11 protein-coding genes are annotated in these 13,569 nt (G+C 67.0%); 8 read left to right on the top strand and 3 right to left on the bottom strand.

The features are described 5' to 3' along the window. Positions 1-77: 77 nt before the first annotated feature. The 5 genes from V8J38_RS11715 to V8J38_RS11695 all read left to right on the top strand — a co-directional run bounded on the left by V8J38_RS11715 (position 78) and on the right by V8J38_RS11695 (position 5,609). Complete coding sequence (locus V8J38_RS11715) at positions 78-1,712, top strand: alkaline phosphatase D family protein (protein WP_338575882.1); 1,635 nt, start codon at positions 78-80, stop codon at positions 1,710-1,712. A 69-nt stretch (positions 1,713-1,781) separates the two neighbouring features. Beyond that, positions 1,782-2,810: an Ldh family oxidoreductase gene (locus V8J38_RS11710; protein WP_338575881.1), complete on the top strand. Its 1,029-nt coding sequence runs from the start codon at positions 1,782-1,784 to the stop codon at positions 2,808-2,810. Between the two features lie 102 nt (positions 2,811-2,912). Continuing rightward, a complete protein-coding gene (locus V8J38_RS11705) occupies positions 2,913-3,842 on the top strand; it encodes a dihydrodipicolinate synthase family protein (protein WP_291781724.1) in 930 nt (309 codons plus the stop codon). A 12-nt stretch (positions 3,843-3,854) separates the two neighbouring features. Then, positions 3,855-4,853, top strand: a complete 999-nt coding sequence (locus V8J38_RS11700) for a 4-hydroxyproline epimerase (protein WP_338575879.1) — start codon at positions 3,855-3,857, stop codon at positions 4,851-4,853. A gap of 87 nt (positions 4,854-4,940) precedes the next feature. Next, positions 4,941-5,609 (top strand): GntR family transcriptional regulator, encoded by a 669-nt coding sequence (locus V8J38_RS11695; protein WP_338575877.1) that lies wholly within the window; start codon positions 4,941-4,943, stop codon positions 5,607-5,609. A 9-nt stretch (positions 5,610-5,618) separates the two neighbouring features. Here the strand turns inward: V8J38_RS11695 and V8J38_RS11690 are convergent, their stop codons facing one another. Then, positions 5,619-6,497 carry a TSUP family transporter gene (locus tag V8J38_RS11690; RefSeq protein WP_338575875.1) on the bottom strand — a complete coding sequence of 293 codons (879 nt, stop codon included), beginning with the start codon at positions 6,495-6,497 and terminating at the stop codon, positions 5,619-5,621. A 101-nt stretch (positions 6,498-6,598) separates the two neighbouring features. Then, complete coding sequence (locus V8J38_RS11685) at positions 6,599-7,393, bottom strand: helix-turn-helix transcriptional regulator (RefSeq protein ID WP_338575873.1); 795 nt, start codon at positions 7,391-7,393, stop codon at positions 6,599-6,601. Between the two features lie 114 nt (positions 7,394-7,507). On the opposite strand from V8J38_RS11685, the gene V8J38_RS11680 reads away from it, so the two are divergent. Beyond that, on the top strand, positions 7,508-8,677 hold the full coding sequence (locus V8J38_RS11680) for an MFS transporter (protein ID WP_338575871.1): 1,170 nt from the start codon (positions 7,508-7,510) through the stop codon (positions 8,675-8,677). Positions 8,678-8,683: 6 nt separating this feature from the next. Here V8J38_RS11680 and V8J38_RS11675 read toward each other — a convergent pair whose 3' ends face one another. Continuing rightward, on the bottom strand, positions 8,684-9,322 hold the full coding sequence (locus V8J38_RS11675) for an HAD-IB family hydrolase (RefSeq protein WP_338575870.1): 639 nt from the start codon (positions 9,320-9,322) through the stop codon (positions 8,684-8,686). 205 nt (positions 9,323-9,527) lie between these two features. Between V8J38_RS11675 and clpX the strand changes: the two genes are divergently transcribed. Both clpX and lon read left to right on the top strand, forming a co-directional pair. Beyond that, positions 9,528-10,796 (top strand): ATP-dependent Clp protease ATP-binding subunit ClpX, encoded by a 1,269-nt coding sequence (gene clpX / locus V8J38_RS11670; protein ID WP_291781745.1) that lies wholly within the window; start codon positions 9,528-9,530, stop codon positions 10,794-10,796. 274 nt (positions 10,797-11,070) lie between these two features. Beyond that, entirely contained in the window at positions 11,071-13,470 is a 2,400-nt protein-coding gene (gene lon, locus V8J38_RS11665) for an endopeptidase La (RefSeq protein ID WP_338575868.1), read from the top strand. Positions 13,471-13,569 lie beyond the last annotated feature (99 nt).

Genomic DNA, 13,569 nt, shown 5'->3' with positions numbered 1-13,569 from the left:
GTCCTGCGACGGCGCGGCCGCTCGGACCTTTTTTCCAAGGGACGACGTCCCGGACCTTTCTCTTCAAAGGACATCCCATGGCCTTGAGGCTTGATCGACGGCGGCTGGTGATGGGCGGCGGCCTGGGCCTGGCGGCCTTGGCGCTGCCGGGCGGCGCGGCGCTGGCGAAGACCCTGTTGAGCGCGTCGGGCTTCACCCACGGCGTGGCCAGCGGCGAACCGGGGCCGGACTCCCTGCTGTTGTGGAGCCGCTACGTCCCCGCCGGGGAAGCGGATGAAACGCGGCTCGACGCCGAGATCGCGCTGGACCCCGACTTCCGCCAGGTGGCGGCGCGCGGAGTGGTGCGCACGGGCGCCTATCGCGACTGGACCGTCAAGATCACCCTGGACGGGTTGGAGCCCGGCCAGACCTATTGGTACCGCTTCATCGGCCCGGATGGATCGCGCTCGCAGACGGGCAGGGCGCGGACCCTGCCGGTCGGCCGGGCCGAGCGGTTCCGCATCGGCCTGTTCTCCTGCTCGAACCTGCCCATGGGGTGGTTCAACGCCTATGCCCATGCGGCGGCGCGCGACGATGTCGATCTGTGGCTGCACGTCGGCGACTATGTCTATGAATACGGCATCGGCTCCTACGCCGCAGACGATCGCATCGCCGAACGCGTGGTCCTGCCGGCCCATGATCATGAGATGGTGGCGCTGGCCGACTACCGCCTGCGCTTCGCCTGCTACCGGGCTGATCCCGACCTGCAGGCCCTGCATGCGGCGGCGCCGATGGTCTGCGTCTGGGACGATCATGAATCGACCAACGACAGCTGGGAAGGCGGCGCCCAGAACCATCAACCGGCGACCGAAGGCGACTGGAGCACGCGCCGCGCCGCCGCCGTCCAAGCCTATCTGGAATGGATGCCGATTTCCGAGGAGCCGTGGAAATCCTATCCGATCGGCGATCTGGCGACCCTCTACCGCACGGAATCACGGCTGATCGGCCGCACGCGTCAGGCCGATATCGGCGCCGCCTATCGCGAGGGGACCGAAGCCGCCCTGACCGCCTTCCGCGACGGCGTGTGGCAGGACGCCTCGGCCACCATGTTGGGCTCGACCCAGGAGGCCTGGCTGGCGCGCGAACTGCGCGCCAACGCCCGGACCACGGCCTGGCAGGTGGTGGGAATGGGCACCATCATGGGCCGCACCGTCATGCCAGGGGATGCGCTGGACTTGCTGCGGCCGGATCTAAGCGAGGGCGCCGTTCGGTCCTTCGCCAACGCCGCGCGGGCAGGGCGGATTGGCCTGCCGATGTGGATGGACCGCTGGGACGGCTATCCGGCGGCGCGCTCGCGCTTCCTCAAGGCGGCGCAGGCGGCCGACGCCGACCTGGTCATGCTGTCCGGCGACAGCCACAACGCCTGGGCCTTTTCTCTGTCGGAAGACGGTCGTCCGGCCGGTGTGGAGTTCGCGGGTCAGGCCGTGACCTCCAACGGGATGGAGAAGCAGTTGGGCGTTGCGCCGTCGGTCGCCGCTCGATCCTTCGTCGCCGCCAATCCGGAAATGGCCTGGGCCCAGCCCAGCGGGCGCGGATACATGATGATCGACATCACGCCAGAGCGCGTCGGCGGCGAGTGGATCTTCATGGAGACAGTCAAGGCGCGCACCTCGGCCGTCGCAGGCGCGCATCGGATGACGGTCGAGAAGGGCCGACGACGCTTCACGGCCTGAGCCCGTCGGACTTGATGTTTCCGGCGCGTCCCAGCATTATCGTATACGATTCAGGCGCGGGAGAGCGATGTGAGCGTGTTCGAGGCCCAGGAGACGGTCGCCCTGTCGATCGAAGAGGTGTTCGCCCTGTCGCGGCGGGTGCTGACGGGAGCCGGCCTGTCGGCCCCGCACGCCGAGGCGGTGGCCCGCGTCATCACGGCTGGCGAGCGGGACGAGTGTGCGTCCCACGGACTCTATCGCCTGCCGGGCTGCGTCATGACGATCCGTTCGGGCAAGCTGTCGCCGGATGCGGAGCCTGTCATCACGGACGCCTCGCCCGCCCTGGTGCGGGCCGATGCGGGCCATGGCTATTCCTTGCTGGCGTTCGAGCGGGCCGCGCCTCTGCTGGCGGAAAAGGCCAGGGCGGTCGGGGTGGCGGCCCTGGTCATCAACAACTGCTTCCACTTTTCGGCCCTGTGGCCCGAGATCGAGCAGTTGACGGGCATGGGCGTGGCGGCCCTGGCCATGACGCCTAGCCATTCCTGGGTGGCGCCCGCCGGAGGAAGGCGCGGCCTTCTGGGCACCAATCCGATCGCCTTCGGCTGGCCGCGTCCGGGGCCGCACCCCTATGTCTTCGACTTCGCCACGAGCGCCATCGCACGCGGGGATATGGCGCTGCACGACATCGCCGGAAAGCCGATCCCCGAGGGCTGGGGCGTTGACGCCGTAGGACGTTCGACCACGAACGCCCGCGAGGCTCTGGACGGCGCCATGCTGACCTTCGGCGGACACAAGGGCTCGGCCCTGTCGACCATGATCGAGCTGATGGCCGGGCCGCTGATCGGGGATCTGACCAGCCGGGAGTCCATGGTTTTCGACGACGGCGCCAAGGCGGCGCCGATGCACGGCGAACTGATCCTGGCGTTTGATCCCGCCGTCATGGGCGGCGGCGACGCCGAGGCGAACGCCGCCCGCGCCGAGGCTCTGTTCGCCGCCTTCGCCGATCAGGGCGCGCGCTTGCCGTCACAGCGCCGCTATGAGGCCCGCACCCGCAGCCTGGCGCGCGGCGTGCGCACGCCCAAGGTGCTCTACGACCAGATCCTGGCTCTCGGGTTCTGAGCCTGGCCGGACGCGATCGACCGCGCCGCAGAGGCTGTAGACCGCTTGACTTAATCTGTAATCAGATATCGTATACGATCGTTGTTTGAGGAGGAGTTGTTCATGGCTGGGGCGAAGTTGGACTGGACCGGGGTGATCCCGGCGGCGACCACGCAATTCGACGAAGGACTGGGGGTCGATCTGGACGCTACCCAGACGGTGCTGGACGGCCTGATCAAGGACGGCGTCGACGGCATCATCGTCATGGGCACGGTCGGCGAGAACAACTCGCTGGAGCCGGAAGAGAAGCGCGCCGTCCTGAAGGCGGCGGTCGAGGTCGCCGCGGGACGCGTGCCGATCATCACCGGGGTCAGCGAACTGACCACGGCGCGGGCCGAACGTTACGCCAGGGACGCCGAGGCCATCGGCGTGGACGCCCTGATGGTGCTGCCGGCCATGGTCTATGTACCGACCCAGGCAGAGTTGGAGGCGCACTTCCGCGCGGTGGCGGCGGCCAGCGGCCTGCCCAACATGCTTTACAACAATCCGCTGATGTATCGGCAGACGCTGAACAACGACGACCTGCGTCGTCTGTCTGACGTGCCCAACATCGTGGCCCTGAAGGAAAGCGCTCCGGATTCGCGGCGCATCACCGACATCGTCAACGAGTTGGGCGACCGCTATGCGCTGATGGTCGGCCTGGACGATGTGGCGCTGGAAGGTCTGATCCTGGGCGCCAAGGGCTGGGTCTCGGGTCTGACCAACGCCTTCCCAGAAGAGTCGGTGGCCCTGGTCAAGGCGGTCAAGGACGGCGACATCGCACGCGCGCTGGAGATCTATCGCTGGTTCATGCCGCTGTTGCACCTGGATTCCGTGTCGGACCTGGTGCAGTCGATCAAGCTGTCCGAGACCATCATGGGTCGGGGGACCGAGCGGGTCCGCATGCCGCGCATGCCGCTGGCGGGCGCGCGCCGGGCCGAGGTCATCGCCATGGTCGAGAAGGCGGCGGACACCAGGCCCATCGGTTCGGGCAAGGCCGTGAAGATCGTCTGATCCGGAGTCCCGATGCGCGACGTCTTCTTCTGCATTGACGGTCATACCGCCGGCAACCCGGTTCGCCTGGTCGCCGGCGGCGCGCCCCTGCTGTCAGGGGCCAGCATGGCCGAGCGGCGGCTCGACTTCCTCGGCCGCTATGACTGGATCCGCACTTCCCTGTGCTTCGAGCCTCGCGGCCATGACATGATGAGCGGCGGCTTCCTGTATCCGCCGACCCTGCCGGACGCGGACGCGGGCATATTGTTCATCGAGACCAGCGGCTGCCTGCCCATGTGCGGCCACGGGACCATCGGGATGATCACCTTCGGTCTGGAGCACGGTCTGATCCGGCCGCGCACGCCGGGGCGGTTGAAGGTCGAGGTTCCGGCGGGCGTGCTCGACATCGCCTATGAGACCGAGGGCGATCGCGTGACCTCGGTGCGCATCCGCAACGTCCCGGCCTATCTGGCGGCCGAGGGGATCGAAATCGACGTGCCGGGCCTCGGCCCGCTGAGCGTCGATGTCTCCTACGGCGGCAACTACTACGCCATTGTCGAGCCGCAGGGCGCCTACGCCGGGCTGGATGATCTGGGCGCCGGCCGCATCATCGAACTGAGCGGTCTGGTGCGCGAGCGGGTGCGGGCGGCCTTCCATCCGGTGCATCCGGACGAGCCCTCGATCAACGGCGTCAGCCATGTCCTGTGGGCTGACAAGCCGAAAGGGCAGGGGGCCGACGGCCGCAACGCCGTCTTCTATGGCGACAAGGCCATCGACCGCAGTCCGTGCGGCACCGGCACCTCGGCGCGACTGGCGCATCTGCACGCCACGGGGCGGTTGAAGGTCGGCGACGCCTTCGTCCACGAAAGCTATATCGGCAGCCGTTTCATCGGCCGCGTCGAGGCCGAAACGACGGTGGGCGGCCACAAGGCGATCGTGCCTTCGATCGAGGGCTCGGCCGTCGCCACGGGTTTCAACACCATCTGGGTGGATCGTCGCGATCCCTTCTGGGCGGGCTTCCAGGTCGTCTGAGGGAGTTCCGCATCGTAATTGCGGCCGTCGCGCGGTATGGCTGGGCCGGGCGACCAGCCCAGCCTTTTCGACTCGATGAACTCCCGCATGGCCGCATCCCCGCTTGAAGTCCGCACCCTGTCCGATCGCCTGATGGAGGTGGTGCGCGACATGATCGTGTCCGGGGCGATCGCGCCCGACGTGCCCATTCGGCAAGATGGTCTGGCGGCCGATCTGAACGTCTCCAAGATTCCCCTGCGCGAAGCGCTGGTGCGGCTGGAGCAGGACGGTCTGGTGGTGTCGCACCCCAACCGCGGCTTCTTCGTGCGCGGCATGAGCGCCGCCGAGGCTGAGGAAATCTATGAGCTGCGCCTGAAGCTGGAGCCCGAAGCGGCGGCTGAGGCCTGCCTCAGCGCCGACGAGACCCGGCAGGAGACCGCCCGGCGGGTGCTGGCTGAACTCGACGCGGCGGCGGCGGCCGGTCTGCCGACGGTCGGAGCGCTGAACCGCGCCTTCCACATGGCCCTGGTGCAGCCGGGCCGACGCGCCCTGACCACGGAAATCACCGCCCGCCTTCACGTCATGGCCGACCGCTATGTTCGCAAGCACCTGGAGCACAAGGGCCGCCATCTGACGGCCGAGGCGGAACATCATGAGATCCTGCAGGCGTGGCTGAACCGGGACGCCGCAGCGGTCCGCGGCCTGGTAGCCGAGCACCTGCAACATACCCTGTCCGACCTTCGCCAGGAGTTCGGACAGGAAGAGGGGCGGGACTGATCGAACGCCTCACCCCTGTTCGGCGGCCGCAGCCTCGGGGCGAGCCTTCAGGGCGGTCGTCAACAGGCTGACAGCCGCATAGAGGACCACGGCCACCACGCCCCAGCGCAGCACGGTCAGCGGCAGTGAGGTGATGACGAAGGCGGCCAGCAGCACCGCCGGTATGCCCCCGATCGCCATGCCCAGCACCAGGCGCAGGTCGATGCGCTCGCTCCTGATGAATCGCAGGCTCGACACCGGCATCAGGAAGGCGCAGGCGCCCATCATGATCGGAAAGGCCGCCGTGGGGTTCATCCCCATCAGGCTGAGCATGATCAGGGACGGCGCATAAAGGCCGATGCCGAAGCTCATCAGCGCGCCCATGATCAGGTGGGCGACGACGGCGACGACGAACAGGCCGCCGCCCAGCGACACGGCCTCGCCGCCCGCCGGCATCAGGTTCAGATTGGTCATGGCGTAAAGGGCGGCGGCGATCAGCAAGGCCGCGCCCACCACCATCTGCACCGCCCGCACCGGCAGACGCAGCACGATCGGCGCGCCGATGACCGCGCCCAGGATGGAGGCGCCGATACAGGCGATCAGCAGCACCGGGTCGACCTGGATCAGCTTCATGAAAACCAGCCCCTGCATCACCGTCGGCAGACAGTGGCCGGCGTTCAGCACGGCGGGCAGGAAGCTGTCGGGGACCAGCTTGCGGAACCGCAACCAGGCTGTCGTCGGCGCGAAGGACCCGATGCCCAGGGCGTCGAAGAAGTTGGCGACAGCGCCGATGGCCACGCCCTCGGCGCTGGGTCTCAAGGCGCCGCGCGCCTTGGCCGTGCGCACCAGTTGGACGGCGTAGCAGGCGGCCAGCAGCGCCAGCGCCGTCAATAGAACGGCTACGATCATGTTTCCCTCCCCCGAGGTTTCGCCGCCCTTGCCGGGCGGTTCGAGCCGAAGGAAAACATGAGCTTAAATCAGATACAATATACGTTGATTGCTTTGGGCGCTCAGCGGGGGGCGGCCGCCGCGATGTATTTGGCGGGGGGCTTGCCCAGGGCGGCCTTGAACATGGTGATGAAGGCGCTGGCGGACTCATAGCCCAGGTCATAGGCGACGCTCTGGACCGAGGCGCCGGACGACAGGCGTTGCAAGGCCAGGACGATCTGCAGCTGCTGGCGCCAGCGGCTGAAATTCATGGCTGTTTCACGCACGACCAGCCGAGTCAGAGTGCGTTCGCTCATGGCGACGCGGCGCGCCCACTCGCCCACGGTGGATCGGTCGCCGGGGTTGTCGATCAGGGCCTCGGCGATGCGGCGCAGGGCGGGGGAGGCCGGGATCGGCAGGTGCAGGGCCGCGATCTCGGTCCGCCGCAGTTCTTCCAGGATGACCTGGGCGATCCGGTCCAGGTGGCCGCCGGGCGCATAGTCGGGCGTGGGCTGGCGGGCCAGATGGCGGATCATCTCGATCAGCATGGGGCTGAGCGACAGGGTGCAGCATCGGTCGGGCAGGCCGGGCACGTCCGGCTCGACGAACAGCATGCAGACGCGGCCGTTGGCGGTGACGCGGTTGCTGTGCGGCGTGCCGCCGGGCGCCCAGACGCCGCCGCCGAGGGGCGCCATCCACAGGCCGTCCTGCGTCCGGCACATGACCCCGCCCTGCAGCGCCACGACCAGTTGGGCCTTGCGATGGGTGTGCAGGGGCAGTTCGACGTCATGCGCCGATCCGCCCAGGCTGACGGCGATGGCGGCCTGAGGAAAGGCGTCGGGGTCGAAGCTCTGGAAGCAGGCGTGCAGCGAGGTCATGGCGATCTGACCGATTATCGAAACTTCATGCCTGAATAGCCGAAGTTCGCCGATTGCTCCATCGCTAGTGTGGACGGGCCTTCCTCCTGAGGCGTCTCTCCCCGGCGGCTTGTCATGACTTCGCGTGCTTCCCTGCATCCATTCTGGATCATCGCCGGCGTTCTGCTGGTGGCCGGCACCCTGCGTGGGACGTTCACGGGGGCGGGGCCGTTGCTCGGCGATATCGGCCAGGCGTTCGGCCTGGGAGCGAGCCAGGCGGGCTTCCTGATCACCCTGCCGCTGCTGGCCTTCTTCGTCGTCTCGCCGTTCGCGGCGCGACTGGCCAGGGCGGCGGGCCTGGAGCGGGCGATCTTCCTGGCGCTGATCGCCATGATCGGGGGCGTAGCGATCCGGTCCGCCGGGCCGTTGTGGGCGCTTTATCTGGGGTCGACGGCGCTCGGCGCCGGCATCGCCATCGGCAACACGCTGCTGCCCAGTCTGTTGAAGCGGGATTTTCCCGATCAGATCACCAAGCTGACCACCCTTTACGCCGTCATCATGGGCGTGGCCTCGGCCGGGGCGTCGGCGGTGATGGTCCCACTGGCGCAGGCGTTCGACTGGCGGTGGGCGCTGGCGGCGCTGATCGTATTGCCGCTGACGGCGGCTCTGGTCTGGGCGCCGCAGTTGCGACGCCGTTCCACGCCGGGGGCCGAGGCGGCGACGGGCCTGAGCGGAGTCTCTGTGTGGCGGTCGGGCCTGGCGTGGCAGGTGACGCTCTTCTTCGGCGTGAACTCCTTCGTCTACTACGCGGTGGCGGCCTGGCTGCCGTCGATCCTGACGAGCGCCGGCATGTCGCCGGAGGTCGCGGGCGGCCTGCACGGCGTGATGCAACTGGCCACGGCGGCGCCGGGTCTGGTTCTGGTTCCTCTGGTGCGCCGGATGAAGGATCAGCGGGCGTTGGCGACAGGCTTCGCCCTGCTGGGCCTCATGTCGTTGGCGGGTCTGTACGCCGCGCCGGGACTGGCGATGATCTGGGTCGCCCTGTTCGGGTTCGCCATCGGCGGAGCCTTCATCCTGGCCCTGGCTTTCATCGGCCTGCGAAGCCGTTCGGCCGAACAGACCGCGCAACTTTCAGGCATGACCCAATCGGTAGGCTATCTGATGTCCGCCTGCGGCCCGATTGCGATTGGAGCCCTGCACGACGCCGTTGATGCATGGCCTCCGGCCTTGGCGGTGTGTGGCGCCTTGTGCATCCTGTTGGTCGTGCTGGGGCTGGGCGCGGGGCGTGACCGCCAGGTCGCCTAGGCGTGCTTACGGACGAGCGGTGAACACGCGATAGCCCTTCTCCTCGGCCGCCGCGATCATCTGGGCGTCGCCGGAGGTGTCGCCATAGGCGGCCGTCAGCACCATGTCGTCGCCATAGACGGCGCGCAGGCGGTGCATCTTCTCCTCGCCCCGGCAGTTGCCGCCGACGAAGGCGCCCAGCACCTGATCCTGGTCGTCGAAGGCCAGGCGGGTGCCGATCAGGTTCTCGGCGCCCAGCCTGCGGGCGAAGGGGGCCACGGTGGTTTCGGGCGAGGCGGTGACGATGACGCGATGGGCGCCGCGACGGCCCCAGTCCTCCCAGGTCGCCAGGGCGTCGGGACGCATGAAGCGCGGCCAGATGATCTGGGCGAAGCGTTCGGCCTCGGCCTCCAGCGCCGTGCGGTCGACGCCGGTCAGGAATTCGCGCACCGAGGCGACCTTGATCCGGCCGCGATCCTTGTCGCTCAGATAGGCGAAGACGGCCGGGATCAGACGCGCGAGCCCCTGAAGCCAGCGCAGAGGGCCGGCCCGCCACTTCAGGAAGGTGGTGAAGCTGTCGCGAATCGTCAGGGTGCCGTCGAAATCGAAGGCGACGATGGCCTGGCCGGGGGCGGGGGACTGGTGAAAGGCTTTTTCGCTTCCCATGTCAGACATTAGCCGTGATCCCCATATTATCTGTCCTGTCCATTCCCCGAAGCGCGTTGCAGCGCCGCAACGGGGTTGTGGCGGAACGTGTGATGGGTGATTGTCATTTTTTGAAGACCTTCGATGATAGATTCCCTGGATCGATCGTGAAGGAAGCGCCTTTCGTCCCAATGTCGGGGCGGATTGCGGATAGTGAGAAGGGTCTATGACCAAAGCCGCCGGCACAGACGCCAAAAGCACGCTCTACTGCTCGTTCTGCGGCAAGAGCCAGCACGAAGTCCGCAAGCTGATCGCCGGACCGACCGTCTTCATCTGCGATGAATGCGTCGAACTGTGCATGGACATCATCCGCGAAGAGCACAAGATCGCGTTCAAGACCTCCAAGGACGGCGTGCCCACGCCCAAGGAGATCCGCGACGTCCTCGACGATTATGTGATCGGCCAGGCCCACGCCAAGAAGGTGCTGAGCGTCGCCGTCCATAACCACTACAAGCGCCTGAACCACGCGACGAAGAACAACGACGTCGAACTGGCCAAGTCGAACATCATGCTGATCGGGCCGACCGGCTCGGGCAAGACGCTGCTGGCCCAGACGCTGGCGCGCATCATCGACGTGCCGTTCACCATGGCCGACGCCACGACCCTGACCGAAGCCGGTTATGTGGGCGAGGACGTCGAGAACATCATCCTGAAGCTGCTTCAGGCGTCGGATTACAACGTCGAGCGGGCCCAGCGCGGCATCGTCTATATCGACGAAATCGACAAGATCTCGCGCAAGTCGGACAACCCGTCGATCACCCGCGACGTGTCGGGCGAGGGCGTGCAGCAGGCCCTGCTGAAGATCATGGAAGGCACCGTCGCCTCCGTGCCGCCGCAGGGCGGGCGCAAGCATCCGCAGCAGGAATTCCTGCAGGTCGACACCGCCAACATCCTGTTCATCGTCGGCGGCGCCTTCGCCGGCCTGGAGAAGGTGATCTCGGCGCGCGGCGAGGGGGCCTCGATCGGCTTCGGCGCCAAGGTCAAGGAGATCGACGAGCGCCGCACCGGCGAAATCCTCAAGCAGGTCGAACCTGACGACCTGATGCGCTTCGGCCTGATCCCCGAGTTCATCGGCCGTCTGCCGGTCCTGGCGACGCTGGAGGACCTGGACGAGACCGCGCTGATCAAGATCCTGACCGAGCCGAAGAACGCCCTGGTCAAGCAGTACAAGCGCCTGTTCGAGATGGAGAATGTGACGCTGACCTTCACCGACGACGCCCTGTCGGCGGTGGCCAAGAAGGCGATCACCCGCAAGACCGGCGCCCGCGGCCTGCGCTCCATCCTGGAGGGCGTGCTGCTGGAGACCATGTTCGAACTGCCCACCTATGAGGGCGTCGAGGAAGTCGTGGTCAACGCCGAGGTGATCGAGGGCAAGGCCCAGCCGCTGCTGATCTATTCGGAAACCAAGAAGAAGACGGCCGACGGCGCCGCCTGACGCTGCGGTCCGATCCAAGAGACAAGGGGCGGCTCGCCACGGGCCGCCCCTTCATCGTTTCAGGGACTATTCGGGCGGTCGGCTGAAATCACACGCTTTTTCACGCTTCTGTGGGCCGCGCGCCCGCCACGCTTGAACCGCGTCCAGACAGAACCACATACTCACACGAAAGCCGCTGAAAACAGCGGGTCGAGTCGAGACGAGGCGGCAGTCGCGCCAAGTCGGATCGGATCGGCGGGCCGGAGATTCACGAAGGCCCCGGAAAGTACGCATCATGACCGAGAGCAAAATCCTCCCTGTCCTGCCGCTGAGAGACATCGTCGTCTTTCCGCACATGGTCGTGCCCCTGTTCGTCGGGCGCGAGAAGTCCGTGCGCGCCCTCGACGAGATCATGAAGGGCGAGAAGCAGATCCTGCTCGCCACCCAGAAGAACTCTGTCGACGACGATCCGGCGACGGACGCCATCTATCCGACCGGCGTGCTGGCGACGGTGCTGCAACTGCTGAAGCTGCCCGACGGCACCGTGAAGGTGCTGGTCGAGGGCAAGTCGCGCGCCCGCCTAACCCGCTTCACCGACCGTGAGGACTACTACGAGGCCGAAGCCGTCGAGATCGAGGACGAGGCGGGCGACCCGTCGCAGAGCGAAGCCCTGCTGCGCGCCGTGATCGAGCAGTTCGAAAACTATGTGAAGCTGAACAAGAAGGTCCCGCCCGAGGCCCTCAGCGCCATCCCCCAGATCACCGATCCGTCCAAGCTGGCGGATTCGGTCGCCGCCCATCTGTCGGTCAAGATCGCCGACAAGCAGGCCCTGCTCGAAACTGTCGTCATCCCGACGCGGCTAGAGAAGGTCTATGGCTTGATGGAAGGCGAGATCAGCGTCCTGCAGGTCGAGAAGAAGATCCGCAGCCGCGTGAAGCGGCAGATGGAGAAGACCCAGCGCGAATATTATCTGAACGAGCAGATGAAGGCGATCCAGCGCGAGCTGGGCGAGACCGACGACGCTCGCGACGAACTGCTGGAGCTGGAAAAGCGCATCAAGAAGACGCGCCTGTCCAAGGAGGCCCGCATCAAGGCCGAGGCGGAGCTGAAGAAGCTGCGCAACATGTCGCCGATGTCGGCGGAATCGACCGTGGTGCGCAACTATCTCGACTGGCTGCTGTCGATCCCGTGGTCCAAGACCCGGCCCAAGCCCATCGACCTGCAGAAGGCCGAGGACATCCTCGAAGAGGATCATTACGGTCTGGAGAAGGTCAAGGAACGGATCATCGAATATCTGGCCGTCCAGGCGCGTACCGGCAGCCTGAAGGGGCCGATCCTCTGCCTGGTCGGTCCGCCGGGCGTCGGCAAGACCTCGCTGGCCCAGTCCATCGCCAAGGCGACGGGGCGTGAATACGTCCGCATGTCGCTGGGCGGCGTGCGTGACGAGGCCGAGATCCGCGGCCACCGCCGGACCTACATCGGCTCCATGCCCGGCAAGATCATCCAGTCGATGAAGAAGGCGAAGACGACCAACGCCTTCGTCCTGCTGGACGAGATCGACAAACTGGGCGCCGACTGGCGCGGCGACCCGTCCTCGGCCCTGCTGGAAGTGCTGGACCCGGCCCAGAACTCGACCTTCGGCGATCACTATCTGGAGGTCGACTACGACCTGTCGCCGGTGATGTTCGTCACCACGGCCAACAGTCTGAACATGCCCCAGCCCCTGCTGGACCGCATGGAGATCATCCGCGTCTCCGGCTACACCGAGGATGAGAAGGTCGAGATCGCCAAGCGCCACGTCCTGCCCAAGCAACTCAAGGACCACGGCCTGAAGGACGGCGAACTGATCGTCCCCGACGAGACGATCCGCGACCTGATCCGCTACTACACGCGTGAAGCGGGCGTCCGTTCGCTGGAACGCGCCCTGGGCGGTCTGGCCCGCAAGGCGGTGCGCGAGATGGCCAAGACCAAGGCCGCCTCGATCACCGTGGATGCGGCCAAGCTGGCCGAATACGCGGGCGTGAAGAAGTTCCGCTATGGCGAGACGGACTCCGAAGATCAGGTCGGCATCGTCACCGGCCTGGCCTGGACCGAGTTCGGCGGCGACATCCTGACCATCGAGGCCCTGAAGATGCCGGGCCGCGGCCGCATGACCGTGACCGGCAACCTGAAGGACGTCATGAAGGAGTCGATCTCGGCGGCGGCGTCCTACGTCCGCAGCCGCGCCCTCAGCATCGGCGTCAAGCCGCCGGTGTTCGAGAAGACCGACATCCACGTCCACGTTCCCGACGGCGCCACGCCCAAGGACGGCCCCTCGGCCGGCGTGGCCATGACGGTGGCCATGGTCTCGGTCCTGACCGGCATCCCGATCCGCAAGGACATCGCCATGACCGGCGAGATCACCCTGCGCGGCCGGGTGACGGCCATCGGCGGTCTGAAGGAGAAGCTGCTGGCGGCCCTGCGCTCGGGCGTGAAGACCGTCCTGATCCCGCAGGAGAACGAGAAGGACCTCGAGGAGGTGCCGGAAAACGTGAAGGCCGCCCTCGAGATCGTGCCGATCTCCACTGCCGACGAGGCGCTGAAGTGGGCCCTGACCGGCACGCCGACTCCCGTCGAATGGGACGAGGCGGCCGAGCCCATGACCCCGACGCCGCCGGCGCCGACGGCGGGCGAGGGGGCCAGCGTCAGCCACTGACGCCGGGTCTCTGATCCGATGAAGGAAGGCGGTTCGGGACGACTCGGACCGCCTCTTTTTTGACCTGCGCGCCGACAGCCGTTTAAGTGCGCCCTTCGT

The sequence above is a fragment of the Brevundimonas olei genome (assembly GCF_037055245.1).
GTDB classification, from domain to species: Bacteria; Pseudomonadota; Alphaproteobacteria; order Caulobacterales; family Caulobacteraceae; genus Brevundimonas; species Brevundimonas olei.
Note: the sequence above shows the minus strand (reverse complement) of the source record. Positions and strands in the feature narration are given on the sequence as shown.